Source organism: Leptothoe sp. EHU-05/26/07-4 (assembly GCF_043421015.1).
GTDB classification, from domain to species: domain Bacteria; phylum Cyanobacteriota; class Cyanobacteriia; order Phormidesmidales; family Phormidesmidaceae; genus Leptothoe; species Leptothoe turfae.
The window spans coordinates 719,217-745,869 of the sequence record NZ_JAXSQV010000004.1; the positions used below are offsets into that span (position 1 = coordinate 719,217).

The window sequence follows — 26,653 nt, forward strand, 5'->3', positions numbered from 1 at the left end:
AGTTTCTCAGCAGAGTAGCTTTCATGATCGCAATCCCATTCGCTAGTCACGATTCACCCTCTTACGTCGAATTTTGAGCTTGACAAACTATTAGCGACGATGACGCCTTGAGGAGCTGCGCTCTGTGGAGATTGGAATCCAGGCATAGGGATCGCCGGAAACCCTTACGCCTCTTTCTGAAAAGCTGACGACAATAATGTTGGTATCATCGCGACCCACATCTAAATAGCCTTCTGCCCAGATATCAAAATAATCGGCACCGGTAATTTTGATTTCGTAGGCCCCTTCTCTGAAGTTGAAGCGCTTACGGCGATTGGCATTGCGGGGTGAAAAAATGCGACGACCGTCAACGTACACATTGGCCCATTCGTCGCCCCGAGCAATAAATTCCACGGTTACATCGTCTCTTGCAGGGTATCGCCGTTCGTAAATAGGATATCGATGGTGCCCGTGGTGGTCGGTGCGAATGATAATCTGATTCGCTTCAGCCAGTGGGGGAACGACGAGCGGGGATGCGATCGCACAGATCATTCCTAAAATTCCTAGCCTCAGCCATTTTGGGCGTGTCATAGTGGCCTCAATGTGCATTGCACGTAACGTTACAGGGGCACCTCTATTTCCATTTTAGATCCACGGCCAAAACATCCCTTGTCAGTGGTCAGTTCGTCTCAGTGGTTAGGTTTGCTTACATATTAAAACCTTCCAGATGCCTAAAACTAGGCATCTGGAAGGCCATGGCTCAGTCACGACTTAACCGCCGCTACGATTTTTGATTGGGCGCTACTAGATCAGACCAAACATTTTCTGAATCAACAGATTACCATCGGTGACCGGCTGAACCTTAGCAGGGTTTTCGTAGGAGAGACGCTTCTCGACCCGAGCTTTGTTGGAGCCTGCCTTGTCACTGGTGGAAACGCTGGTGAGCATATCGAACATGTTGACGTAGCCTAACAGACGCTTACCAGTCTGGGTTTTATAGCCACGGTAGTAAGGAACTGTATTCTCACCAAAAGCAGTTTGATATTCCTCACTGTCGATGTAAGCATCAATGTCAGCATCGTAACCCTGGTTGTCCACGACGGCACTGTGATAAACAGTCTCGTCATAGCTTTCAGGAGCCCGTCCTAACAGATGCTTAAAGTTCAACTCATGGCAGCGATAACGGGGGGCATTATCAATAAAGCGAGACTTATATAGGTCTGACTTAGCCAATACACGCACAAAGCCGCGTACGGTTAAGTCACCGTTGCGCAGTTGGGATTCTGCACTAGCCAACCGCTCGCTCTCCATGATGTGGGCATTGCCCAACACCTGCTTATAGATAGCGCTAATCGCCAGATTCACATCTTCATCCGATGCACCGGCGTTGAGTTTGATGGGATCCTGATTCGCCAGAGCGTTGTATTGCCCTTGCCAAATGGACGTACGTTCAACTGAAGCTAGAGGGCTTGTGGCCTCCAGGTTAAAGGAATAATCAGGGGTTATGACTGGAGCAGCGGGCTGAGTCTTAGGACGAATATCGGCTACCGGAACAGTCTGCTCGGAGATATCAGGAATACGGCTGGACTGGTTTTTGAGAATGGACTGATCAACGGCAGCACTACCATACTGGCTCAGTTGCTTATCGCTGCTGGAGGCACCACGTAATAATTGGAAGGAATGGGTATAGCTGGCCATTCCTTTCCCAGTTTGGGTTTGGTAGCCACGGAAGTAAGGAACGATGTTGGCCCCAAAGGTTTCAAAGTACTCGTCGCTATCCAGGTAGGCGTCAATTTCAGCGTAAAATCCTTCCTCAGCCAAGATTTGAATATGACGCGAGATCTCTGCACCACTCTCGGGTGCTCGGCCCAGCAAGTGCTTAAAGTTCAGCTCCACTGCTTTTAAGTTAGTGCAACGCTCATAGAATAGGGTGCGATATCTATCTGACTTTGCTAAAGCCCGAACAAATTCCAAGACAGTAATGTCACCGTTGCGTAGCTGTGACTCAGCGATGGGGAAGCGCTCGCTTTCCATTAGATGGGCGTTACCAAACACCTGTCTGTAGGCTGCTTCAATCACTATATCGATTTGAGCAGTACTATCACCCGCTATCAGTTCAACTGGTTGTTGTTCAGCAAATGAGTCAGTATAGGCTCCGATGATAGAAGACGTCCCCACATCCTGTTTAGAAACAAAGATGGGCGTACCAATGGCCTGGGCTAATTGGAACCCCTTAGGATTGAAAACGTTTTCTTGCTTGGATTCGAAGGTCTTGGTTAGGGCTGTTTGCAGTTGGGATTTCTGACTCGCTTTTATGGACTCAGAAACCGAGCGATCGCTGCTGGAAAGACCCTTAATCAGATCAAAGATGCGGTTGTAACCAGCAACATTCTTACCTGTCTGGGTGGCGTAGGCTACATAGTAAGGAACGGTATCTTTACCAAAGTTTTCGTCATACTCCGCACTATCAAAGTACGAATCAATTTCAACTTCGAGACCGCCTTCCGCCAGGATGCCAAGATGCTTAGACACTTCCTTGAAATTATCAGGAGCCCGGCCTAGCAAATGCTTGAAGTTCAGCTCGATGGCACGAACATTTGAACAGTTCTCAAAGAATAGAGAACGATAGGCGTCAGACTTAGCTAAGGCCCGGATGAATTCTTTAACCGTCAAAGCCCCATCCTTGAACTGGGACTCAGCCGTCACCATGCGCTGGCTTTCCATCAGGTGAACGTTACCAAACACCTGCTTATAGGCAGCTCGGATAACAATTTCAACATCTTCACCAGAGGCACCGGGGGACAACTTAACTGGCTGGCTAGCCCGAGAGGCTGGGAATGTGGCCGCCGCCTGCTTAGCGTTGTACTGTTTAACCCATTCATTGGGCGTGATCGGCTCCGATAAAAAGGCAGCTGACTTATAGACAGGAATAAAGTCTGCTTTGGTGAGTTGCTGCTGAGGCTGCTGGTATTCCTGTTCTGGAATAACAGGTGTGGAGAAGGGGAGTGTTGCTAGGGGCTTAATTTCAGTCGGTGTGCCACTTAGCAAACCTGACTGGATTTGAGGTGTGGTGTTGCTCTCAATGGATTTATCGCTGCTAGAGGCTCCCTTGACCAGCTGAGCAGAGTGGGTAAAGCCAGATACAGACTTGCCTGTTTGGGTCTTATGACCGCGATAGTAGGGCACTAAATCTGTACCAAACGCCTGGAAGTATTCGTCGCTATCCAGGTAGGAATCAATCTCGGCCTCAAAGCCATCTTCAGCCAGGGTTTGAATGTGCTCAGAAATCTCTGCGTTATTCTCAGGAGCCCGACCCAGCAAATGCTTGAAGTTTAATTCGACCGCTCTGATGTTGGGGCAGTTTTCAAAAAATACGGCGCGGTAGCGATCGGACTTGGCTAGCTGACGCACAAACTCCAGCACGGTGATTTCGCCTCTACGCAGTTGAGATTCTGCGATCGCAGAGCGCTCACTTTCCATTAAATGAGCATTACCAAATACCTGCTTATAGGCAGCGCGGATAACAACATCTAAATCTGTAACGGATGTTGTGCCGATGAGCTCTACAGGTTGACTGTCTGAGAAAGGACTTAAATAGTTTTTTTGAACGTCAAAATCAGCTGTTGGAGGAGTTGCCGCTTTTGCTGCTTCAGCTGCCTTTTTTTTCTTCAGAGCTACAGCTAAATCAAAACCCTCAGGATTAAATTTCTTTCTGTTAGCCTTTATTGCTGTAGGGCGAAACAAAGTGTTGTTAATCATGGATTTGGCAATACCTTCCTCTATTTGAAAACTTTGGTACACTCCACCGTTTAGAACGGCAACGCTTTGATCTAGCCAACTTTGACCGTTTATGAGAGCTATGCATAAATGGCTTCAACTTTCTTAGAGCTTGTGTAGAGCTGGGCTACACCGTAATTAACTGCGAAAACTCGTGCCCGGTCAACGTTTCAGATAATAGCTACATATCCGAGTCTGCCAGAAAACGGGATCCAGGTGTAAAGAGTTGTAATAACTTGAAAAGCTACATTTAATTTTGGCTGATCGTGATGGGGGGCTGCTCCTCGCCACCCTACAATCTGCTCCCCGCCACCCTACAATTAAATAGCCAAGTTTTTGCATGGCTCAGTTTTTGCATAGCTCAGTTTTCGCATAGCTCAGTTTTTGCATAGCCCAACCTCCCGTGCAGCATCCTTAATAAGGCAGCTCCTATGAAGTTCTTTGAAAAGCCCGGTCCTGACGTTGCTGATCGTGTACCTCCAGGTCAGCATTTAGCTAAAGGGTTTCCTGTGTTGACCTATGGACCTACGCCAGAGGTGACCCAGGACGAGTGGCAGCTAAATTTATCGGGTTTAGTCACCGCTAAAACCTTACGTTGGGCCGATTTAATGGCATTGCCGCAGCACCAGTTCACTGCGGATTTTCACTGTGTAACGACCTGGAGCAAGCTAGATGTGACGTGGACTGGCGTCAACGTTATGGACTTATTAGCGACGGTTGAGGTGGATGGGCGGGCTGCCCATGTGATGGCCCACTGCTACGGCGGTTACACTACAAATGTAGCCATGGCAGATTTTGCCCGACCTGAAAATTTCCTGGCCCATACCCTGGAAGGCCAGCCTTTACCCTCGCAGCACGGCGGACCCCTGCGATTAGTTGTCCCCCATCTGTATGCTTGGAAAAGTGCTAAGTGGCTCAGTGGTCTAGAGTTTTCTGTAGAGCCAGTGCTTGGTTTTTGGGAACGAAATGGCTATCACAAACGAGGTGAACCTTGGGCCGAAGAGCGGTATAGCGATTAGACGGAACACAAAAGTTTCCTGATCGTCTGCTTACTTATCTGTAGTCCTGAACAGGCCTAAACCAGGTTGTTCAGGTCAAACTTCCTGAAAATGTCAGTGCACTGTGTGATGCAAACCGGTAAATTACAGGTCGCATGTCTGCGATTAATGGCCCCCAAACAAAACAATTAATTCAATCTCTGCCTCCAGAAGCTCAACAGTGGTTATTAGGGTTGCCCTGGGTACAACGCCGCTACGTGTTGTCCCTATGCCATGTGATGTGTGCGACTCCACTGGAGGAGCAGATACAGTTCTTGGATGAGTACACAGCTGATGGTGTGATTTCGCGCATCATTCACGATCGCGATACGACGCAGCGCATTTATCATCATCTACAGCGTTTTCATATTGAGACCAAGCTGACTGAAAGTGTCCTGCGGCGCTATGTGCGTCAGTATTATGTCCACACTGCCCAGGCGCGTCATCATGAGGGTGAAGCCTACCTGGAATCTGCCATTCGGCTGATGATAGATGGCCAGGAACACAATCGCGTCCTCACCTACATCCTTGGATTTGAGCTACTCATATTGCTGTTTAGTATGAGTTGGGAGCAGCACGAGCGGTTTTATGGGTTGCAGCCCAATCAAGAAGACTTTTTTAACCTGTATATTCGACCGGTGCAGCGAGCCCATCGCCTAAATGGTGTAATTGTGCCTAAGGATGAAAATCGCTTTTTTGCCCGTCGCGAATATTTTATCCGTATCCCTCAGCTGAAGCCTGGACAAACGGTGGCGCTAGTGATGGCAAGCTTCTCCCCCAAACAGATTAGTCATTTGGGGGCCATTGTGATGCGTCATCAAAATGCGTTGCAATTTGACTACGAGCATATTTTTCAACAAAACTCCGATGCGGCTATTTTTGGCTAACGCCTATGCCAATATTCCACAGAGTTTCTATTCCACAATACGTATGCCCCCTGCTTGAATGGCATCGAATAGGCGATTAATTTGACGGCGTTCTTGCTCATCGACGGTGCCATCGGCCAAGACCATTTTTGAAAGGGATTGATATTGGGTGTAGGTAATACGCTTGGCCCTGATGAGTTGATCAACTAGCTGAACGACATTATTTTCATCCGTTTCAGCGTTTTCTTGCTGTTCATTACTGTCTGCAGGGTTCATTGCCTTGTCAGAAGGTTCGTTCATAGCTTTAAGATATGAGCGTTTGCCAAGAATCGATGTCTTAAATATTGGCATCCTACCGGAAAGCCTTTACTGATTGGCGGAATGACCCAATCTGAAACAAATGCTATCGAGTAGCAAACTATAAATTAGCTTCTCTTGTTCTGCAATGGGTTTATCATGCTGCCAGCGTAAAATACGAGGAAATCGGATAGAAATCCCTGATTTGTGTCGCTTAGACTGGGCGATTCCCTCAAAACCAATTTCAAATTAATCCTTCGGCCCGATGCTCACGGGATGTCTCTCTGAGAGTTTGAAGCTGCTCAAATCCAAATGCACTTTATAAAGTCTGGATAAAACCTTAAGAAATAATTAATATTTCATACTATTCTCAATATAACCAGTCTGCATGTTGCGGCATATCAGCTTCAATCAACTTTATGGAAAATAATATTGAACACAATGGGGCGACTCATTCTTCCCATGGCTCAAACGGTCGTATGGCACGAGGAGGGGATCTTAAGCTGTCGCCCATAGATGGCACATTGTTTGCTCCCTATACGGGCAATCATGTTGCTGCTAGTTGCGATCGCATGGCCGTCTTAATTGACGGCGCAAACTTATTTTATTCCGCCTCTTATCTGGGGATTGAAGTTGACTACGTTCGGTTGCTCAATGCGCTAGTGGGCAAGCGGCAGTTGCTGCGATCTTACTTCTATACCGGTGTAGACCCTAAAAATGAAAAGCAGCGTGGCTTCTTATTATGGCTTAACCGCAATGGGTATCGAGTCATTAGTAAAGATTTAGCCCAGGTCGCTGATGGCTCCCGTCGAGCCAATCTACATGTGGAAATGGCGGTGGATATGCTACGTCTGGCTGACAGTTGCGACACCATCACCTTATTGAGCGGTGATGGTCATTTAACCTATGCGGTAGATGCCCTGAGCTATCGTGGTGTGCGGGTAGAGTTGGTGAGCCTACAATCGATGACGAGCGATACCTTAATTGATCTGGCTGACCACTACACAGATTTGGCAGAGCTACAAGAGTATATCTGTAAGCTGTCCTAACTATAGATTGGTCCCCATAGTTCACACCATCAGTGATTGCTGACAGCGTATCTTGTCGGGGATTTGCCTTGTGCAAGCTCCCATGTGTTAGGGGCGATCAACCAGGGTTTCCACATTATAGATTCATTAAAAAACCAGCCGATCTAGACTCAGATCGACTGGTTTGCCTGATTCTGTAGAAGTTTGCTTAATTATTTCCGAAAGCGTCGCCAAAGACCTAAGGTAACTAGCGTTCCCAACGATAGGGCCCAGCCAATATAAGAGGTACCGCCGTAGTGGATATCGGTGTCACCGATATCGCTAATCAGTTCTGTGGTCACGCCAGTTTCATTGACGGGGACTGTCAAAATATCGCCGTGACCCTGCTGACGGATGATCACTTCCCAGTCACCTGTGAGGGTTTGGTCAGGGCTAAAGCTAAACCGACCTTCCTGGTCAGTAACGCCCTGGGTCCAGGGTTTGATCGGATTATTGGGAGAATACACGTTCACCTTAGCGCCCTTAAGGGGTGCACCGTTGCTAAAGGTGCTCTGCATTCTTAAAACCTGCTGGGATTGCTCGTTCGAAAACTGGTCAAGAAAGTAGTTAGTCTCAACCATATGGGCCGAAGCCTTGCCTGCGACTGTAAGCAGTCCGAATACGATGAACGGTGTTAGTTTTCGAAGAGTCATCCTAAAATCCCTCTAAATCTGATGCCAATGCTGACGGCACAATTTAACAGCGTTTTCCAATGGAACATCCCAATGCTACCCCTTTAAATTCAAAATGCGCAGTTAATTTTATGAGGAGTGATTGATAGATATTGTTGACGAGCAATTATTGTTGATGGGCAATGCATGTCTATCCTAGAGCCTAAGGACGAATAAGACTCCGTTCCACATTACGACGATACAGGGCAATAGCCTTGGCCTGCTGGATAGGCATATAGGTCAGCATAGTGCCGATGGCAATCACGTTAGCAATTAATCCGAACGTAATCCAAGGACCGCTAAGGGCCAGACCCTGGATCAGCCCTAGGCTGGTGCCCAATAACCCGGTTAGTAAGGTTAACCCAAGGGAAAATTTGGGTTGAAAGCCCCGTTGCCAAAAACGGTCGATGGTTAGACCATCGATTACCCCAATGACACTACCGCTGATGATGCCAAGACCCACAGTGATAGCGGAGGTAACGTAGTCGGTAGCGGTGATGTCTAGCAATAGGCATAGCGGTGCCACCAAGGCGACCGCGATGGCTCCTGCGATTGTAATAATGCGAGCTGCTGGGGATTTAAGACTGACTTCATGTAGCAGCCAACCACCGATTTGCATCCCCAGGCTATTGCCGAAGAGTGCCAGTAGTATCAGTACGTTTCTAATGCCCGGTGTAATCACTTCATACTCTGGGGCCAGTGCCGCTAAAACCCAAACCGTTACCCAACAGGTTGCTAATAAAACTAGCAGTGATGGATAGGGTGATCCTTGGGGCTTCAGTAGCGGCATGGGGGCCGTTTGCACATTTAAATTAAGGGAATAAATTGCTTCTTGGGCATTGCTTCTCAGTAATAGATTGCGCTGATAGGTTTGCCCCGACATTAACTGACTCGTATCAATCTGAAGCTGAGTTGTGATGTCATTGCCATGGAACTCAGTTGGGGAGAATTGAATCCAGCTATGGTAAGCGTTATCAAAATTGGGGTCACTGCTGTGGGGTGCAACCTGCCAATGCCCCGTTAAGGTGGTTTCGGGGACAGAATTGTTTAATGTGATTGCCGTTGTTAATAGCTCTCCCCGGTCTGTGGCGACCAGGTTGATAGTGGATTGGCTAAACTTTGCCTGGGGTTGGCGTAGACCATGTTCTGGGATATTGTCCAGGGCGTCACTGGCGTTTTCGAAGCGATCGCTCAGACGCGGCTGGACCATTTTTTCGAGCCACGTTATCCATTGGGGGCTTAAATAGGCTTTGAACTGACTAAAATCAACCTGGTAAGTGACATCGACTAATTTCCCTACGTGATGGGCGGGTGTGTTGGTCAGCAGACAGATCAGGGTCATTCCTAACCCATACAGATCTGAGGCTTCGGTAAGCTGCCGGTTAAAAATTTGCTCCGGCGGCATGAATCCTAGCGTTCCTTTAACAACGCTGCTCATGCCAACTTCACCATCACCAATGCGCGCAAAGCCAAAATCTACGAGGTAGACCTTTAAGTTATCGCTGACCAGAATGTTTGCAGGCTTAAAATCGCGATGGATAATGGGTGGGATTCGACTTTGTAAATAGGCCAGAATTTCTAAACAGGAGACGGCGATTTGACGAATTGCGTCGGGGCTAAAACTACGGGGCTCCGCTAAGCTTTTGGCATGTTTATACTCTTGCACCATGCAAAAGCCTTCTTCGGCTTTAAATGCTCCCAGATACCTGGGAATGCCTGGATGTTTGAGGCTTTTGAGAACTTGCCCTTCCTGGAGTAGTGCGTCATACCCTTGCCAATCAGAAGACTTAGCAAATTGAAATTGTTTAATAACTACTCGCCGTTTAGTTTTTAGATGAGTAGCTGAATAGGTAACTCGTCCCCCAGCTCGATTGACACCCAGCTCAGACTCAAGTTGAAAACCATATTTATGAAAATCAGGTAGGTCAGATGCTAGAGATGAACCTGTAAGGCTTGTCATTCTTACAATATGGGTAAGTATATCTCTTATCCAATAGCGTACAATGCTGCCTTAATCTAGAAAAAATGAAGCGTCTTTAAAGTGAAAACATCCGCCGTGTGAATAGTGTGTTGATATTTCCTAGCCCATGGCGTGTTGATACCGAGTATGCGCTAGGAAATACGTAATTAAGCCAGTATTGTTTTGCATGGCTGACTTAGAGACTGATCAACCACTGATCAACCATGGTTCTACTGTTATTCCCCTGTGATCGATAATTCATCAATCCATACATGAGGAGCAACACCACTAGGCGTCACTTTTTCGTCGGGGGAGACATAGATGATGGATTGCAGTAGCTGACGAAAATCTCCAGCAACCGTTGCAGATTCAATACTTGTGCGTTTGCCTTTTTGGATGAGCCAACCGTCAAAGGGCAGTGAGAAAGAGCCCTGCAGTGCATTGACCCCGGCGTGAAGTGCCTGTAAGTCGTCAATTAGAACGATATTATCATCAGCATCTTCCAGACTATAATTTTGTTTTGCTGGTTGTCCCTGGGTAATATGGAGAAAATTACTGCCGACGCTGACTTTGGCACCGATGCTAGCGTGACCTGTGGGTTGAGCCCCCATGCGTTTGGCGGTACCTGCACTATGTAGAAAGTTAGTCAGCACACCATTTTCAATAATGGGCAGTCGTCGAGTGGGGGTGCCTTCCCCATCAAAGGTTTCGGAGCTAATATTGCCTGGATGCAGGGCGTCATCGTAAACCGATAGCAGCGGTGATGCAATGGTGGTATTGAGACTCTCGGCAGTGGAGAGACTACGTTTGTCGAGAACACTCTGAGCGTTATAAAGGTTGCCAAAAGCCCGAATTAGGCTTAAGAATGCATCGGGTGAAAAGACAACGCGATATTTGCCTGACTGAATTTTCTCATAGTCTAAGTGGCTAAGGGTTTTATCTGTTGCTTCCTTGAGACAACCGTCGATATCAAGAGAGTTGGGACCTACACCCACCCGCATGGCATGACCAGAGCGGGGTTTGCGGCCTTCTTGTTCTGTTTTGGTGTACAGATAAACGGAAGCGAAGGTGCGTTCAGCACTACGTTGGGCACCGTCGCTGTTCACATAGAAGTTTTCGCTTGTGTTTTGGGCGATGCCGTTATACGGGACACTTGCGATCGCATCATGGGCATTCAATAATGCCTGTTCAGCGGTCACCAGCCGATCAATCAATGTTCCCACTGGAGCCGGATCAGCTAGGATAATCTCCACCTCTGGTAATGGAGCCGTAGCTTCAGGACTAAAATCAGGAATATTTTCAGTGGCCCCAAAGGCGCTGGCTTCAGCCGCTGTTTTTAAGGCTAGTTCTAAACCCCGTTCATCCAAATCGGTGGTGGAGGTAACCCCCAACCGGCCCTGGTCGTTCCACACACGTACGGTAACGCTGGCCCGATTTGATGCTTTAACTTGTTTAGGTTCGCCCTTATCCACCTGCACACTGGTGCTATCGGTGGTAGCACCGTAGATATCGTACTTGGTGATGCCGAGACGCTGGGCAATGGCTTGGGCGTTAGAAGAAATTTCGATGACTTTGGACATGGGTTAACAATAACAGCGAGATATTTGAAGAGAATGTCATTGCGTGGGGAGGGGGCATTGCCCATCCTCCGGGGATATCGGGGGTTTGGCCGGTGGCAATGCCTACCCTATTGGCTGGTTTGTGGTTTACCGGCCACCGACTGTGATGCTGTCCACCTTCAGGTGAGGCTGACCAACGGTCACATAAACGCTGCCGCTGATGGAGCCACAGAAACCAGGGGCTAAGCTCAAATCCTGGGAGCACATGGAAATCTTTTGCATAATGTCCACGGCTTCACCAATCAAGGTGGCACCCTTAAGGGGCCGAGTGACTTTGCCATTCTCAATTAAATAGGCTTCATCCACTGCAAAGTTAAACTGACCGGTGGCACCAACGCTACCGCCACCCATTTTCTTGCAATAGATGCCCCTGTCTACCGATGCAAACAGATCATCCAGACTGTAGTCACCGGTATCAATAAAGGTGTTACGCATCCGAGATGCTGCGGAGAACGTATAGTTCTGACGACGACCACTGCCAGTGCGGGGGTGGCCAGTGCGCATAGCCCCTGCCCGATCAGACAGGAAGTTCTTAAGGACACCATTTTCAATCAACAGGGTGCGCTGGGCAGGCATGCCCTCATCATCCATATCGATGGTGCCAAAGGACTCGCTAGAACGACCTTCATCCCAGGCGGTTAGATTTTCGTGGGCAATCTTTTCGCCCTTCTTATCAATGAAAGGTGTGGTGCCCCGCTCGATTTGCGTAGTCTCTAGCAGGTGGCCACAGGCTTCGTGGAAGATCACACCGCCAAAGTGGTTGGCCATGATAATGGGATAGCTACCCGATTCCACATAGTCGGCATAGAGCATTTTGCCTGCGGACTCGGCCAGTTCTTCGGCAGTGGTGCCATAGTCCCACGCGGTTAGAAAGCTGGGGTCGCTGGTGTTGCCCAAACGCTGACCAATGGAGGAGCGATGGTCACCGTCGGCGCAGAGGACGTTGGCCCCCACCGACTGAGTCAGGCGGATATCACGGGCAAAGGTGCCGTCGCTACTGGCCACCAAGACCTCTTGCCAATCTCTAAAGTAGGCTGTGCGTCTTGCCTGGAGGTGCTTGGCCACCTTTTCTACCGAGGCGTTGGCCCCCAGTAATACATCGCCCATGACCTGCATTGAGCTACAGTTAGCTAGCCAATTTTCCTTGGTGGCAGCATAGTCGCGGAACATTTCCAGGGTGACTTCTGGCACATAGGCGGAGTTCGCGGGTAGCAATAGCCCCATAATGGATAGCCCTTTTTCAAGGGCAGCTTTGAGGCCGTGGAAGCTGACATCATTAGTGCTGACGTAGCAGTCGGCTTTGCCTTTGAAAACCCGTACCCCTGCACCGGTGGTTAGACTGGGGGAAATGCTTGTGATAGCATCATCTTCGGCCAGGCAGCTAATGTAGTTGCGCCGCTCTAGAAAAAATTCAATGAAATCGGCTCCAGCCGCCCGACCCAGGCCCAGTAGTGTCGACAGGGGAGCAGCCCAAGAGGCATCAAATCGATCAGTGGCAGCCTGGTAGGTTTGATTAGGAATTTCCTGCAGGCGTAGGGATGACAGTGGCGGAGCAGCAAGAGTCATAGCGGTTGCCTAATTTCTCAAAACGTGGGTGAATTCCCATCAGTCTAACGCATGGGTTTAATTAGGGATCTTTGGGAGACCTAAGCGGCTGCTCATGGGATCCTTCGCTAATTTTCAGGATAGACTCCTAGGAACTTTGTATGATGGCCCCTAGGGGGGCTGACCCAGCATGGGGTTGGCCATAACATCAGTGGGCGTCTGTCATTATCGATGGGTATTAAATCTATGTAGGTAGCTATTTAGAGTGGTTGTTGTTGACCGTCACCATGGTTAGTGTTTTACAGACGTCATTGGGGTTACTCAAATCTCGCTTGTCTCGAAAAATTGTTGCGTCAATTTTTCTCAGCCTTGTTGTTATCGAATTTATAGTTTTTATTCCGTCCTATCGCCAGCGACGGGCGGACAAACTGAGGGAGCTAGAGACGCTCTCGCAAGAGGTGATTGCCACCATTAAGGCCAACGCGATGCTAGATATGCTGTCTACATCACTGTTGGTAGAGGCGCAGGCAGTCTTAAAAACTGACTCAATTATTCTAGGGGCTGCCCTCTATGATGAGGCGGGACAGTTTATTGATGGGTTTGGAGAAATGCCTTCGTTAGGGGTGCCAGCCACTGGGTTGACCCAGATTGAAACACAGCTGACAGATGCAGGTACCCGTTACGATGTGGCCTGGCCCAGCAAACAATTTCAGGATCGCTACATACTGGTTATTCGCCATGATGCGAACTCTGTTAAGCGATACATGGTGCAGTATTCGGCTCTAATTTTCTTTATTGTTATTATTATTGCTGCTTTTGTTACCCTGGTGACGATTTTTATGCTGGAGCGGATGTTGATTAACCCGCTACTGTTGTTACGAGATGATTTATGTCAAGCGGCAGATGTGGTTGATCAGCCCCAGTTAGCTGAGTTTAGAAGTCTTAAGCAGGCTCAACAGGATGAGCTTGGAGAGGTTATTCAGGCGTTTGCTTCGATGTTTGGTCAAATCTCTCAAGAAGTGCAGGAGCGTAAGCAAGCGGAATTGGCGCTGCGGGGTGAGCAGGAGAAAACAGAGGCATTGTTGCGTAATGTGTTGCCGGTTGCGATCGCAAACAGACTCAAAAACGATCTCTCCAACCGCACCGCCATTGCCTCCCGGTTTGAAAACGTCACCATCTTGTTTGCCGACATTGTTGGTTTTACCCAGCTAGCAGCCCACACGGCCCCCACCGATCTGGTTTGCCAGCTTAACGATATCTTTTCTGTGTTCGATGCTCTGGCGGAACGCCATGGTCTAGAAAAGATTAAAACTATCGGCGATGCCTACATGGTGGTAGGTGGTGTGCCCGCACCCATGACCAACCATGCCGAGGCTGTCATGGCCATGGCCATTGATATGCAAGCGGCTGTGAAACAACATCCCTTTAAGTTGAGGATTGGGATTAATACTGGCCCCGTTGTTGCTGGTGTCATCGGTAAAAAGAAATTTAGCTATGACCTATGGGGAGACGCCGTTAATATTGCCAGTCGTATGGAATCCCATGGGGTAGTAGATCGCATTCAGGTCAGTGCTGATACCTATGAGTTGCTCAAAGAAAAATTCCAATTTGAAGACCGAGGCTGTATTCCTATCAAAGGACGGGGGCAGGCCCACACGTACCTATGGTTGCCGTCAGTAAAAGGTATCCAGGGCACCCACAAGGGGATGCCCCTACAAGCCCTGCCATAGCAATGACTATTGGCCGATGGTGCTTGTATTCACCCATAACCAATGGCCAAATTATGGCGTAGGATATCGGGGTTATCCAGTAGGGGCAATAATTTTTGCTTGCGTTCTAATATATGAACAGGTGTTTTTGCGATTTCCTAAATTTCTAGTAGATGCCAATATCAAATGTACTTGTCGCAATTATTGCCAAAATAAAGTTAACGGATACAAATTATCTCCATGGCAGTTTTTAGGCATTGTCAAAAGCAAGACATGTTTCTTAACTAAATTGAACCTTGACCTTTAGGGGAATTGTTATCCACAAATCGTCATAATAAGCTGGCCTTTTGGTTAACAGTTAGCATTCCCCCTGCTTAAATAGCCGATTCTTGACCTGGTCAGCGTTTTTTGAACCTAACAGTAACCCCGCTGTTGATACACGCATCTGCTCAGAGTGTTATCTCATGTGTAGTACGTCTATGTCAGATTCTATTTACAGTCGTATCATTTTTGTGGGTCGCGAAAAAGAGCTTGCCTGGTTAACCCAAATGATGGAGGCTTCCCTAAGCGACCCTGATCCCCAGTGGATGCTTTCCATCCAAGCCGATGGGGGTATGGGTAAAACCCAATTACTTAAGCAGTTTGTTGAGCTGGCCCAAGCACCTCAAGGGTCTACAAATCAGCGTATCCTTATTACCCAGTATCCCATTGATCTATATCTGACCTCCCATCAAACGGAGCGAGGAATTCTCAGAAGTATCGCAGCACAACTAACCACGGCGTCTAAAGCCCAACCCTTTGCCCCATTCTTTAAAGATTTAGACTATAGCTTTCAAGCGACTAAGGACGATATTGAGCATTTACGATCAAGTTTTTTAGACTGCTATAACACGTTAGATACCGAACGAATAATTCTACTGTTCGATACCATCGAACTTGCCAATCAGGCCGTTCAACGTTTCTTTCGAGAAATGCTGCCCCAGCTCGGGCCGCAACAACAAAGAAAATTTAAGCCCTTAGTGATCACCGCGGGTCGGAAACCTCTTACTGACTATTGTCAACATCCCCAGATTAGTCCTCTAAAATTACAGGGCCTATCACCCAAAGAGATACGTCATTACTTTGATCGATCCTTTCAGACGCAGTCCGCACCTGAAATTACCCAAGAATTTATCGATCGCATTACCAAACTCTCCCAGGGGGCTCCAATTTTAGTAGCATTAACCATTGATTGGTTAAACTATGGCAGCCTACCAGAAGAATTAAATGCAGACAGTCCAGAAGAGTTTAAGCAGATGATGATTGAACTCATCAGTGAACTCCGTAACCCAGAAGATCAGACCATTCTGGCTATGGCTCAACTAAAGCGACGCTTTGATGCTGGGCTTTTGGTGGAAATATTAGGGGAATCGCTAGAAAACGCCTCAGCTTTGATTAAATCTGTTTCTAAATTTTCCTTTGTTAAATCTCACTACAATACCAACGGTGAACACCAGAGCTGCTTGCTACACGATGAAATGCAGCGATTAGTGTATGACTACATTTGGCAGCCATGCGATCCTGACAACCGTCTGCGGCGAGAATGGAGTGCTAAGGCCGTAGAATATTATAATCATCTGATTGCAGCAGAGAAAAATCAGGTATTTAAACAAAGTCTTCAACTAGAACAGCTTTACTATGCACTTTATGCTGATAAGGACCAGGGGTTAGACCGATGGCGTAGCCTCCTTAAGCAGGCCAATATCAACGGCTTTAAAGAAGCACTAAATGAAGAAGTTCAACAGTTTAAGGGTCAATTAAATAACCAAGAAAAACAAGAACTGGCATTGGCATGGGCAACGTTAGCCTATGATAAAGGTCAATATCAAGAAGCAAGGCAAGGCTTTGAAGATATCTTTGAGCAGCCGCTTTCCAAGGTTATTCAGAGCCAGGTACGTCCTAATTTAGTCTTTACCTATGCTCATCTAAATAATTTTGCCGTTGCCCTAGAGATAGGTCAGCAAAGCCTGGACTGGTTTCGGTCTGAACTCAACTTTTCCCAATGTACTCACTGGGAAAAGCAGCAGCTTCTACAGGACTTTGGTAAAACTCTCAATGCCATGGGATGGACCCATCGCCGACGGGAAGAATTTGATCAGGCTATTGACTATTATAAACAGTCTTTAGATAAGCTTAAAGACATTCCAACAGCCGACCTTGATCGGGCCTCCACGAAAACAAATTTGGCCTATCTCTTTCACGCTAAGGGAAAAAATCGAGAAGCGATCGCCCATAGTAAGAGTGCTCTAAAAATCGCTAAACGTTCAGGCAACTCAAAGCAATTGGGCTTAACTCATAATGTGTTAGGGATTATTGCTGCTAACTCTTTGCAGGAGCATAAGGCTACTTTGCACTTTAAAGCAGCCTTTGAACATTTTTCTGAAATTGACTATGACCGCGGGTTAGCCATGGTGAATATTGCCCATGGCAGGCTTTCTCGTCAAAGCGGATGGAATAAGGTCAAACCAAATCGCGCAAACGCTACTACAGTCCAAGCAGACTATGAAAAGGCGATGACGATGTTCGACCAGGCCATTGAATATTGCCAACAAAAGTATGAAAAGTTACTCATCGAAGCCTATAACGAAAAAGGTACCCTATTGCGAGAGCAAGGGAAATTTTTAGATGCTCTTGGTTACTATCAGAAGAGTCAAGTGATTGCCGAAAAGCTAAACGATCTTGTTTGGCAGATAGATAACTTACAAGATACAGGTGTTGCCCTCTATCTTCAGGGGGATTTAGAACAGGCTAAAACCATTTCTATCCAAGCTAAACAGCTGGCAGAGAAAAAGAAATCACCTCATCTGATGGGTCGAGTACAACGAACGTTGTCAAATATTCTATTTGATCAAGGGAAATATCCACAATCATTGGAAATGGCCCTACAGTCCTACATAAATATTCTTGAATTAGATCAATGCAGTTTAAATAACAGCAATAGCCCTGCCGTGCGGGAGCTACTAATAGAAGAGTGGTTAACGTGGTTAACAGAAGATCTCTTGGAAAAGATAGAAGACTCAACCCTAAAAAAGAAACAGTGCCAGTATTTGCTCGACTACTGGAGAGAACTCATAACCAATGATCATGTGCTTGTCGACCACTATCCAGGTTTCATCATCACCTTAGAAGATTTACTATCTGAGTTAAAAACCTGAAATATGGTGATTGTCGATTTTATAGAGTAACGATTTGAGAGTTTTCGACTTAACGTCATAGTGTGTTTTCAAAATGTCTACCAGTTCATCGAACCTCAGGTTTGCTTTTCACAATCAAGTAAAGGCCCTAAGCTGGGTCAACCGTTTTCGAGGGGAATTATTGGTGTTAGATGCCCTGCCAGGCTATGGTAAGACCGCCTTTCTTACTAAGCTGAAAACAGAGTATGAAACCCAAGAATGGCGCTGTTCTTTGATTTCGTTAAAGCGAGCACGAAGCAAAATGGATGCGGTAACTGCCGCCATTGAAGAAATTTCTGCAGAGTCCATTGAATCGCCGGAAGATTTACAGCATGCTCTTGATATTCTGCTAGAGCAACTGCAATCTAGGCAGCCTCAGGCATTGATGTTTGACGATGTCCATTATTTGGAAAAGGAAACACTAGATTGGGTAAAACGTGAGCTTGCCCGTGAGTTGAAGCAAGAGCTAAAAGATTTAACTGATGATAACTTCTTATTGATTTTTTCTGGTCATAGCATTTGTGGTCCTAGTCCATCCCGTTGGCCAACTGTCAGAAAACCCATTAAGTTGACTGCATTTCATCGAGAAGTTATTAATCATTTTATTGAAAAAAATAACATTCCTGTACTCTGGCAAGATCGATCACAAAACTATTGTCCCTCTGTAGTAGATCGAATTTTTCAATTTTCCGGTGGTCATCCTCGAGCATCTCTAGGACTGCTACAGGAACTCAAAAATGGTTGGATTCCTTCGCGTAGCTTAAGACGTAGAAAAGATCTGAGAGTCTTTAAGAAGCATGTAGAAAAAGAATTAAGTAGGTTTGTAGAAAATTTAGATCCTGGTTTTCGGACCTACCTATCACATTTGATAATTTTTCGTCGTGTTGATTTGGCAATTCTTAGATTTATTGAGCAAAAGTATCAAGTATCTGTTGAACAGACAGACTTGAAACTAATAGAAAAATTTCTTCAATGCAATTTGCTTTACTCTCCTCAGAATTCTCCAGGAATAAAGGCTTTAGATCCTGTTTTTCGTCTAGGTTCGCTGGCGCAAATGTTATTCAAAGATCCCGAACAGTATTCAGAACAACATAGATTTGCTCAAGAAATTTATCAGGAATGGGCTGCCACAAAAAAATGGTCCTATAACGATGTGATTAGATGTCTAAAAGAAAGTATTTATCATTGTTTAAGCCGTATGGAAGAGCAGGATCGTTTAGAAGAATCATCGGAATTGATGGATTGTTTGCATTACGGTATTCAAATTTTGAATTACAGACAAACAGAGATTATGGATTCACCGCGATCAGTACTAGAAACCTTACTAGACGATGATGAAGAGAGTCAATATTTGCTACAAAAGCTGGATGTAGATTGGATAAAATTACTCAAGTATGCCTTTCTTTCTTATTCAGATACAGTTGTTGAAGATGATATTCGAACATTAAATCAGACTGTTCAAGATCAATGTAAAACAATGACAACCGTCTTAATTAATGATATTGGAGAAGTCTCAGGCACAGGCTTTTGGATAACGCTGAATCAGCAATACTATGTAGTGACTTGTGCCCATGTGATAAAACAACTAGAATCTTCAGAAGGAAATTTAGTTAAGGTAAGAACTTTTGGTCCTAATGTTCAAGATTTAAATCTAAAAGTACTTTGGTACAGAGTTCCTGAAGCTCGGAGTGAAAAGGATTGGAGCGCTCGACAAGATATTGCTATTTTAGGGTTGGTTTCTGAAAAGGCACCTCGACTCCCTGTTGTCTGTTGGGATGATTTATTACCCCTCAGTTCTGACCCTATCAATCTAAACGAGCATCGACAAGCAATGACATTGTATAGCTTTGGATATCCCGCCTCAAAACATCTTAAAGGCGACAGTTTTTCATCTCTAGTGTTTAAGGAAAAAGTCGCGAACGGCTTTCTTAAACTGCTCAATCGTGGGCCTGCTAATGTTGAAGGGGGCGTCAGCGGTGCACCTCTCTGTCATATTGAAGGCAGAGAGTTAGTGGGAATGATTCACGCAAAGATAGGAACAGATATCGTTTACTGCATTCCTTCCACTACTATTTTAGGGATTTTAGGTGAAGTGAGGAGATGATTATAAGAGCAATAGCAGCCTACTTCTTGTTAGGTGATATGGAAAAAATTAGACGATGTAGGAAATAAGGGGAAAATCATTGTAATCAAATACATTGTGTATCCAGAAATTTTTATGAGGTAATATTATGAGTCAATTTCTATCGGTCGAAACACCAGGGGGGCCTATTTGGGTAGAAGTCCCCGATGGAGAAGATACTGAATCTGTAGAACTAGTGGCCAATAAAAGAGATATTCATCGTACCTTTGAAGCCTCTGCCCAGGCCTTAAAGAAAAATGCTCAGTATTTAATCAACTTAATGTCTAGTCTGGGGCCTCAGGAAGTAGAAGTCACCTTTGGGATGAGCGTAGGTGTAGAAGCCAGTGTCCCTGTGTTTGCTCTAGCCCAGGCTAATGGAGAGGCCAGCTATACCGTGACCCTCAAGTGGCAGTCTGGAAATCACTCTAAGAAAGAAGGGAAAGAGTCTTCCCAGGCTGAATCTGATATCAATAACAATTGAGGCGATCGCCGTGTCTGGCTTACATAAATCAGAAGATTTAGGCAATCAAACATTGCAGCCGTCTTCTAGTGCTTTGCAAACACCACAGTTGCTGACTAGCAAATCGGCTGACAATGTGGTCAATAGTGGTGAAACAGACTGCGACTGTGCTTGTCCTAACGCGCCTTTTACCATTACCACAACAAACCTATTAGACACTACATTCTCTACCTGGCCAGAAACCTATACGGTGTCTCTACGCCAGGGGTATCAACTGGCGTTTAGTCCCTTTGCTCCTGCTGGTCCCAGTGTGTTGAATCCAGCCGCATGGCAGCGATACCAAACCTTTCACCAACAGGCCCAGCCATTAAAAGAGACAATCGATCATGAATTGGTACAACAAAATTTATTGATTCCCACCGGGCATCAGCCTCAGATTCAACCCACTGCCCCCGATCAGCTGACGGCCTGGTTACATGTTACTAATGCCTGTAATTTGGATTGTCCCTATTGCTATGTGCGTAAATCGTCTGCCCATATGAGCTTAGAAACGGGCTTAGAAACTGTAGACAATCTTTTTACCGCTGCTTGTCGTCAGGGATTTTCTCGAATTAAGCTGAAATACGCTGGAGGAGAAGCCACACTTCACTTTTCCCTGGTTCAAACACTACATGAACGGGCCATGGCATTAGCCCAAAAAACGGGATTGGAGTTAAGAGAAGTGGTACTCAGCAACGGAGTTACCCTGACTTCTACCATGTTGAACTGGTTTGAATCGACGCAAGTACGTTTAATGGTCTCCTTAGATGGTTTGGGTGCCGTCCACGATCGGCAACGTCCACGCAAAGGAGGAGGGGCGAGCTTTGAACAGGTAATGCACACGTTAGAAAATTTAGTGCAGCCGCGTCAAATTGATCTACACCTGAGTGTCACAGTTACGGGGGCCAGTGCGCCCTATCTAGCGGATTTAGTACAGTGGATACTTGACCACAACTGGCCCTTTAGTCTGAACTTTTATCGCCAAACCCCGTTGAGTGCTGATCGTCAAGACTTTGAACTAGAACAGCAGACTATTATTGAGGGCATGCAAGCTGCCTATCGTGTAATTGAGCAGACCATTGACCAGGCAACGGTGCAGAATTTACCGTCGCGCCCCCTGGTCAATGGCCTATTGGATAAGGTGCAATCCCAGGCCCATACCCACACCTGTGGTGTGGGGCAAACCTACGCGGTGGTCACTCACACTGGGCAAGTGGCCCAATGTCAAATGCACCTGGATCAGCCGATTAGCGATCATCTCGATGCTCATCAGCTTTTGCCTACATTGGCCCATGGTCCGATTCAAAACCTATCGGTACAGGAAAAGCCAGAGTGCCAGACCTGTACCTATCGCTACCGCTGTACGGGGGGTTGCCCGGTGGAAACCTTTCGCGTTACTGGCCGTTGGGATGTAAAAAGTCCTAACTGTACTATTTACCAAACCCTTTATCCAGAACTGTTACGATTGGAAGGATTACGTTTACTTAAATGCCACGGTTATTAAATTGGGTATTGCCGACATTCTTGGACGTAGTTTATAGCGATTTTCAATCGTATTGAATACATCCTTTTCCCCACAATTCGCGCTTCACCACTCACTGTCATAACCAGAATTCTTAGCGTTGACACGCACTAATCCTGATAAAACATTTCTAAACTCTCTTGATTGCCCACATATCGCCAGTGCCAGGGCTCATAGGCAACATTTTGATTGTTGTCTTTAGTAAACGACATTTCAAAGCCGTAATACGCAGCATTCTCTTTTAGCCAGCGAAAGGCTGGAGTCTCTTCAAAAGAGGCATTGAGTTCAGTGGCAGGTTGTGAGAGGTCAACAAAATCAACTGCGTAGCCTGTGTGATGTTCGCTATATCCAGGAGGGGCGCTGACCTCTGCACGGGTTTGAGTCGTTTGGCCCCGTTCTGCCTTCAGGTCAAAAAACAAGTATTGCTGATCTTCTAAGGAACGAAACCCAGAGATAACACCCAAACGTACACCCACCGCTTTAGCATCGGTGATCATTGTTTCCACCTTTTGAGCGGCTTCAGGTTGGAGCCGCACCATGGCATTAGTCGATAATGGGGTCAGACTAGTGGCATCGGCAATATCGTAAGGACGATGGCCCAAAAGACTATTGGGCCTACCCGGTTCATTGCTGTCTGGAGTGGCTGCTGGTGTGTTGGCAGTGACATCCGGGGTCTCTGCAGCAACGGCAGAGCTGGTTGTGGTAGCGGGCGGTGCTTCAATGTCAGGTGCATCTGTCAGTGATGTACTGGGCCTTAGCCACCAGAACCCGGCACTGCCCAACCCTAAGACTGCCATCGTCAGGAAAATCCACGGTGTGATGTTTGCAGGAGAATTAGCTAACGCTGGCTCAGCGCTTGCCATCAAGGTTTCACGCCTAGCTTCAGGGATATCGTCAGTAAAATTTGCCATGGATTTGCCAGGGTCTGTGAATGGGTCACTCATACGTTCTGCGGCTAGTGTATGGCATCAATGTTTTTTTGAGGCAAGTTAACAAAAAAAATCCTATAAAAACCAAGAAAAAGTCTAAAACCTCTATCAATTGGGCCAACTTCCGTGGCAAACTTTCATCAACGAATGCTATCCATCAGGGAGCAACATGCTTAAGGCCTGTGATCACAGGCATTGGGCGTCTCATTGTGGGCGTTGCTGATCCTGAGTATGGCTCCATCTGTAAAGTCTTGGCTAATTGCCCGTCTTGCAGATTGATTCATCCTCTAAATCAGCAGCGGCTTATTGTTCACAAGTTATGGACTTGTTGAGGAACCCCCATGGCCTTTGAATATCCTGACAATTTGCAATATACCGATACTCACGAGTATCTAAAGATTGACGGTGACATCGTTACCATCGGCATCACAGAATTTGCCATTGACCAGTTGGGTGATGTTGTGTTTCTGGAACTGCCTGATTTGGGTGACAACGTAGAAGTTGGTGAGAAGTTTGGCACGATTGAATCGGTCAAAGCGGTAGAAGATCTAAAGTCTCCTGTGAATGGTGAGGTCCTTGAGCGCAATGATCAGCTACTAGATGCCCCGGAGCAAATTGGTGATGACCCCTATGGTGATGGCTGGCTGATTCGGGTCAAAGCTGATGATTTGGATGGTATTGATGACGATACGATGACGGCTGAGGAGTATACCGAACAGGTCGAGGGTCTGTAGGGGGACATTCAACGCCCCTACAGAGGTGCCATATTTGAAAAGCAGGCTTTGAATTGCAGGTGAAATCCCCAATGAAATAGGTAAGAATAAGTACTTGTAGCCATCAGCTTATGTCTGATGGTTTTTGCTTGTTGGTTCAGCTGGTGTTCAGCTTGCTGGTGTCAGTCCATAAAACTGCTTTATCTGGAGCTATTGATGTCCTACGAACAGTCTGAGTCGATGTCTGCAACCATTTCAAATACCTGGGCTAATGAGTTAGCTGTACCCAATGATTTTCCTCAACGGCACATCGGTCTTACTAAGATGGACATCGCTCAGATGCTATCGGTGCTGGGGTATGACAGTCTATCAGCACTGATTGATACAGCGGTGCCTGGTGAGATTCGATTAGCCAGTGCCTTGTCTGTGGGAGAGGGGATGAGTGAGCATGGGGCGTTACAGAGTATTCGTGCGATCGCAACCCAAAATCAGGTCCTTACCAGTTACATTGGCCTCGGTTACTACAACTGCATCACCCCGCCCGTCATCCAGCGCAATATTTTAGAAAACCCCGGCTGGTACACCCAGTACACCCCTTACCAGCCCGAGATTTCCCAGGGTCGTTTAGAAGCGCTACTGAACTACCAGACCATGGTCAGCGACTTGACGGGGCTGGAAATTGCCAACTCATCGCTGCTGGACGAAGGCACGGCTGCTGCTGAAGCCATGGCCCTGAGTCTAGGCGTGTGCAAAAACAAAGCCGCCAAGACCGCCAAGACATTCTGGGTATCAGCCAGCTGTCATCCCCAAACGATTGAAGTGATTCAAACCCGTGCGCTGCCCTTGGGAATTAACGTGGTGGTCAGCGAGGCTCCCGATTTTAGTCAACCTTTGTTTGGTCTGTTGCTACAGTATCCCGCCAGTACTGGGGCGATCACTGACTATACCGATGTGATTGCCACTGCCCACGAAGCGGGGGCGCTGGTGACCGTTGCCGCCGATCTACTGAGCCTGACTCTGCTAAAGGCTCCGGGCGAGATGGGGGCAGATATTGCTGTGGGTAATACCCAGCGCTTGGGTGTGCCATTGGGCTATGGCGGTCCCCATGCTGCCTACTTTGCCACCAAGACGGCCTATGCCCGTAAGCTGCCCGGTCGTCTGGTGGGTGTTTCCAAAGACAGTAAGGGCAGACCGGCTCTGCGCTTAACCTTGCAGACGCGTGAGCAGCACATTCGTCGGGACTCGGCGACCAGCAATATTTGTACGGCCCAGGTGCTGCTGGCGGTCATGGCCAGCATGTATGCGGTGTACCACGGTCCAGTTGGACTCAAGGCCATTGCCACCCGAGTACATCGGTTGACGGTGGTTCTGGCGGCAGGGCTGAGTAAGCTAGGGTTTGAGCTGCCGCAAGCGCCATTCTTTGACACGTTGGCGGTGGATGCGGGTGAGCAGGCTGGGGAGATTTGCGATCGCGCCCTCACCCAAGGTATTAATCTCCGCCGCATTGATGCCACCACCCTTGGTATTTCCCTGGATGAAACCACCACCCCTGAGGCTGTTATCCATCTCCTTCAGGTATTTGCAGGCCAGCTGCCGATGCCAGCCATAGAACTGCTTAAGTCTGAGCCCACTATCCCCACAGAGCTGGCCCGTACCAGTGACTATTTAACCCATCCAGTATTCAACAGCTACCACTCAGAAACCGAGATGCTGCGCTATATGTACGCGCTGCAAATGAAGGATCTGTCCCTGGCCTCGGCCATGATCCCCCTGGGGTCCTGCACCATGAAGCTGAATGCCACCGCTGAAATGATGCCGGTTACCTGGCCTGAATTTGGTCAGATTCATCCCTTTGCGCCTTTGGAGCAGACCCAAGGCTATCAGGTTTTGTTTGGGCAACTGGAAACCTGGCTGGCTGAGATTACTGGCTTTGCTGGCATTTCTCTACAGCCTAATGCCGGGTCCCAGGGGGAGTACGCTGGTCTGTTAGTAATTCGTCAATATCACCAGTCACGAGGTGACGAGCACCGTAATATCTGTTTAATTCCTCAATCTGCCCACGGTACAAACCCAGCGAGTGCTGTCATGGCCGGTATGAAAGTTGTCAGCGTTAAGTGCGATGACGACGGCAACATTGATGTGGCGGATCTGACTGCCAAGGCTGAGAAGCATAGCGATAAGCTAGCGGCCTTAATGATTACTTATCCGTCCACCCACGGTGTATTTGAAGCCACTATCCGCACTGTGTGCGACCTCATTCATCAGCATGGTGGTCAGGTATATATGGATGGGGCCAACATGAACGCTCAGGTGGGCCTGTGTAGCCCGGGGGACATTGGTGCCGATGTGTGTCACCTGAATCTGCACAAGACGTTCTGTATTCCCCACGGCGGTGGCGGCCCGGGTATTGGCCCCATTGGTGTACAAAAGCACCTGGTGCCCTTCTTGCCTGGCCATAGTCTGACGCCCGCCCTGGGCACTGAGCAGTCCGTCGGTGCGGTTGCAGCTGCCCCCTGGGGAAGCGCTAGCATTCTGCCCATTTCCTGGATGTACATTCAGATGATGGGGACTGCTGGTCTGCTCCATGCCACTGAAACAGCGATTCTCAGCGCCAATTACATTGCCAAGCGTTTGGCAAGTCACTACGACATTCTTTATAAGGGCAATGCTGGTTTGGTTGCCCATGAGTGCATATTGGATCTGCGTGGCTTTAAGAAGTCGGCCAATGTGAATGTGGATGATATTGCCAAGCGCATGATTGACTATGGTTTCCATCCGCCCACGATGTCCTGGCCGGTGGCAGGCACCATTATGGTGGAGCCGACTGAAAGTGAGTCTTTGGCAGAGCTGGATCGCTTCTGCGAAGCAATGATTGCCATCCGTGATGAGATTAGCCAAATTGAGGCGGGTGAACTGCCCCAGGATAATAATCCGTTGGTGAATGCGCCCCATACGACGGTGGATCTGACGGCTGATTGGGATCGACCCTACAGTCGTGAGCAGGCGGTACATCCCACACAGTGGACCAAGAACCGTAAGTTCTGGCCGACGGTGAATCGGATCGATCAGGCCTATGGCGATCGCAACTTGGTTTGCTCTTGCTTACCTATGGAGGCCTACGAAGCGTAG

At 47.4% G+C, this 26,653-nt stretch carries 18 protein-coding genes and 1 pseudogene; 10 read left to right on the forward strand and 9 right to left on the reverse strand.

All coding sequences use genetic code 11. From position 1 onward, the window contains the following. Nucleotides 1-90 precede the first annotated feature (90 nt). Nucleotides 91-570 (reverse strand): hypothetical protein, encoded by a 480-nt coding sequence (locus U2F10_RS16195; RefSeq protein ID WP_499872731.1) that lies wholly within the window; start codon nt 568-570, stop codon nt 91-93. Nucleotides 571-783: 213 nt separating this feature from the next. Then, a complete protein-coding gene (locus tag U2F10_RS16200) occupies nt 784-3,738 on the reverse strand; it encodes a phycobilisome rod-core linker polypeptide (RefSeq protein ID WP_499061763.1) in 2,955 nt (984 codons plus the stop codon). A 449-nt stretch (nt 3,739-4,187) separates the two neighbouring features. Here U2F10_RS16200 and U2F10_RS16205 point away from each other — a divergent pair, with 449 nt between their 5' ends. Both U2F10_RS16205 and U2F10_RS16210 read left to right on the forward strand, forming a co-directional pair. Then, nucleotides 4,188-4,775 carry a sulfite oxidase-like oxidoreductase gene (locus tag U2F10_RS16205; protein WP_163667490.1) on the forward strand — a complete coding sequence of 196 codons (588 nt, stop codon included), beginning with the start codon at nt 4,188-4,190 and terminating at the stop codon, nt 4,773-4,775. Nucleotides 4,776-4,909: 134 nt separating this feature from the next. Then, nucleotides 4,910-5,680 (forward strand): cobyrinic acid a,c-diamide synthase, encoded by a 771-nt coding sequence (locus U2F10_RS16210; protein WP_163667493.1) that lies wholly within the window; start codon nt 4,910-4,912, stop codon nt 5,678-5,680. Nucleotides 5,681-5,707: 27 nt separating this feature from the next. On the opposite strand, the gene U2F10_RS16215 is transcribed toward U2F10_RS16210, so the two are convergent. Further along, nucleotides 5,708-5,959 carry a hypothetical protein gene (locus U2F10_RS16215; protein ID WP_163661787.1) on the reverse strand — a complete coding sequence of 84 codons (252 nt, stop codon included), beginning with the start codon at nt 5,957-5,959 and terminating at the stop codon, nt 5,708-5,710. A gap of 66 nt (nt 5,960-6,025) precedes the next feature. Continuing rightward, nucleotides 6,026-6,205 (reverse strand): annotated as a pseudogene (locus tag U2F10_RS16220) (hypothetical protein); the annotation flags it as partial. 170 nt (nt 6,206-6,375) lie between these two features. On the opposite strand from U2F10_RS16220, the gene U2F10_RS16225 reads away from it, so the two are divergent. Then, the gene (locus tag U2F10_RS16225; RefSeq protein WP_163667497.1) at nt 6,376-7,005 is read left to right on the forward strand and encodes a LabA-like NYN domain-containing protein; all 630 of its coding nucleotides are present in this window, start codon (nt 6,376-6,378) and stop codon (nt 7,003-7,005) included. Between the two features lie 191 nt (nt 7,006-7,196). On the opposite strand, the gene U2F10_RS16230 is transcribed toward U2F10_RS16225, so the two are convergent. The 4 genes from U2F10_RS16230 to U2F10_RS16245 all read right to left on the reverse strand — a co-directional run bounded on the left by U2F10_RS16230 (nt 7,197) and on the right by U2F10_RS16245 (nt 12,839). Then, nucleotides 7,197-7,676: a DUF4198 domain-containing protein gene (locus U2F10_RS16230; protein ID WP_163667500.1), complete on the reverse strand. Its 480-nt coding sequence runs from the start codon at nt 7,674-7,676 to the stop codon at nt 7,197-7,199. A 181-nt stretch (nt 7,677-7,857) separates the two neighbouring features. Continuing rightward, on the reverse strand, nt 7,858-9,654 hold the full coding sequence (locus U2F10_RS16235; protein WP_163667502.1) for a serine/threonine protein kinase: 1,797 nt from the start codon (nt 9,652-9,654) through the stop codon (nt 7,858-7,860). Between the two features lie 236 nt (nt 9,655-9,890). Then, entirely contained in the window at nt 9,891-11,234 is a 1,344-nt protein-coding gene (locus U2F10_RS16240; protein WP_499872733.1) for a TldD/PmbA family protein, read from the reverse strand. Nucleotides 11,235-11,360: 126 nt separating this feature from the next. Further along, nucleotides 11,361-12,839 carry a TldD/PmbA family protein gene (locus U2F10_RS16245; protein WP_163667508.1) on the reverse strand — a complete coding sequence of 493 codons (1,479 nt, stop codon included), beginning with the start codon at nt 12,837-12,839 and terminating at the stop codon, nt 11,361-11,363. 266 nt (nt 12,840-13,105) lie between these two features. On the opposite strand from U2F10_RS16245, the gene U2F10_RS16250 reads away from it, so the two are divergent. The 5 genes from U2F10_RS16250 (at nt 13,106) to U2F10_RS16270 (ending at nt 21,864) form a co-directional block, all read left to right on the forward strand. Then, nucleotides 13,106-14,548 (forward strand): adenylate/guanylate cyclase domain-containing protein, encoded by a 1,443-nt coding sequence (locus U2F10_RS16250; RefSeq protein WP_163699038.1) that lies wholly within the window; start codon nt 13,106-13,108, stop codon nt 14,546-14,548. 458 nt (nt 14,549-15,006) lie between these two features. After that, nucleotides 15,007-17,721, forward strand: coding sequence for an AAA family ATPase (locus U2F10_RS16255; protein WP_499872735.1), 2,715 nt, complete (start codon nt 15,007-15,009; stop codon nt 17,719-17,721). A 163-nt stretch (nt 17,722-17,884) separates the two neighbouring features. Next, nucleotides 17,885-19,843: a trypsin-like peptidase domain-containing protein gene (locus tag U2F10_RS16260; protein WP_499872737.1), complete on the forward strand. Its 1,959-nt coding sequence runs from the start codon at nt 17,885-17,887 to the stop codon at nt 19,841-19,843. Between the two features lie 127 nt (nt 19,844-19,970). After that, entirely contained in the window at nt 19,971-20,342 is a 372-nt protein-coding gene (locus tag U2F10_RS16265) for a CU044_2847 family protein (protein WP_163667519.1), read from the forward strand. Nucleotides 20,343-20,352: 10 nt separating this feature from the next. Then, nucleotides 20,353-21,864, forward strand: coding sequence for a radical SAM/SPASM domain-containing protein (locus U2F10_RS16270; RefSeq protein WP_163698242.1), 1,512 nt, complete (start codon nt 20,353-20,355; stop codon nt 21,862-21,864). Nucleotides 21,865-21,992: 128 nt separating this feature from the next. On the opposite strand, the gene U2F10_RS16275 is transcribed toward U2F10_RS16270, so the two are convergent. Then, complete coding sequence (locus U2F10_RS16275) at nt 21,993-22,793, reverse strand: M15 family metallopeptidase (protein WP_163667525.1); 801 nt, start codon at nt 22,791-22,793, stop codon at nt 21,993-21,995. A gap of 359 nt (nt 22,794-23,152) precedes the next feature. Between U2F10_RS16275 and gcvH the strand changes: the two genes are divergently transcribed. Together gcvH and gcvP are read left to right on the forward strand one after the other, a co-directional pair. Continuing rightward, nucleotides 23,153-23,545 (forward strand): glycine cleavage system protein GcvH, encoded by a 393-nt coding sequence (gene gcvH / locus U2F10_RS16280; RefSeq protein WP_490795681.1) that lies wholly within the window; start codon nt 23,153-23,155, stop codon nt 23,543-23,545. A 195-nt stretch (nt 23,546-23,740) separates the two neighbouring features. Then, the gene (gene gcvP / locus U2F10_RS16285; RefSeq protein WP_499872740.1) at nt 23,741-26,653 is read left to right on the forward strand and encodes an aminomethyl-transferring glycine dehydrogenase; all 2,913 of its coding nucleotides are present in this window, start codon (nt 23,741-23,743) and stop codon (nt 26,651-26,653) included.

Excerpts from the sequence above, each read along its gene's own strand:
- U2F10_RS16195 (WP_499872731.1), bottom strand. The coding sequence starts at position 570 with ATGACACGCCCAAAATGGCTGAGGCTAGGAATTTTAGGAATGATCTGT.
- U2F10_RS16215 (WP_163661787.1), bottom strand. The coding sequence starts at position 5,959 with ATGAACGAACCTTCTGACAAGGCAATGAACCCTGCAGACAGTAATGAA.
- U2F10_RS16225 (WP_163667497.1), top strand. The coding sequence starts at position 6,376 with ATGGAAAATAATATTGAACACAATGGGGCGACTCATTCTTCCCATGGC.
- U2F10_RS16240 (WP_499872733.1), bottom strand. The coding sequence starts at position 11,234 with ATGTCCAAAGTCATCGAAATTTCTTCTAACGCCCAAGCCATTGCCCAG.
- U2F10_RS16250 (WP_163699038.1), top strand. The coding sequence starts at position 13,106 with ATGGTTAGTGTTTTACAGACGTCATTGGGGTTACTCAAATCTCGCTTG.
- U2F10_RS16230 (WP_163667500.1), bottom strand. The coding sequence starts at position 7,676 with ATGACTCTTCGAAAACTAACACCGTTCATCGTATTCGGACTGCTTACA.
- U2F10_RS16255 (WP_499872735.1), top strand. The coding sequence starts at position 15,007 with ATGTCAGATTCTATTTACAGTCGTATCATTTTTGTGGGTCGCGAAAAA.
- U2F10_RS16200 (WP_499061763.1), bottom strand. The coding sequence starts at position 3,738 with ATGATTAACAACACTTTGTTTCGCCCTACAGCAATAAAGGCTAACAGA.
- U2F10_RS16205 (WP_163667490.1), top strand. The coding sequence starts at position 4,188 with ATGAAGTTCTTTGAAAAGCCCGGTCCTGACGTTGCTGATCGTGTACCT.
- gcvH (WP_490795681.1), top strand. The coding sequence starts at position 23,153 with ATGGCCTTTGAATATCCTGACAATTTGCAATATACCGATACTCACGAG.
- U2F10_RS16210 (WP_163667493.1), top strand. The coding sequence starts at position 4,910 with ATGTCTGCGATTAATGGCCCCCAAACAAAACAATTAATTCAATCTCTG.
- gcvP (WP_499872740.1), top strand. The coding sequence starts at position 23,741 with ATGTCCTACGAACAGTCTGAGTCGATGTCTGCAACCATTTCAAATACC.
- U2F10_RS16235 (WP_163667502.1), bottom strand. The coding sequence starts at position 9,654 with ATGACAAGCCTTACAGGTTCATCTCTAGCATCTGACCTACCTGATTTT.
- U2F10_RS16265 (WP_163667519.1), top strand. The coding sequence starts at position 19,971 with ATGAGTCAATTTCTATCGGTCGAAACACCAGGGGGGCCTATTTGGGTA.
- U2F10_RS16245 (WP_163667508.1), bottom strand. The coding sequence starts at position 12,839 with ATGACTCTTGCTGCTCCGCCACTGTCATCCCTACGCCTGCAGGAAATT.
- U2F10_RS16275 (WP_163667525.1), bottom strand. The coding sequence starts at position 22,793 with ATGGCAAATTTTACTGACGATATCCCTGAAGCTAGGCGTGAAACCTTG.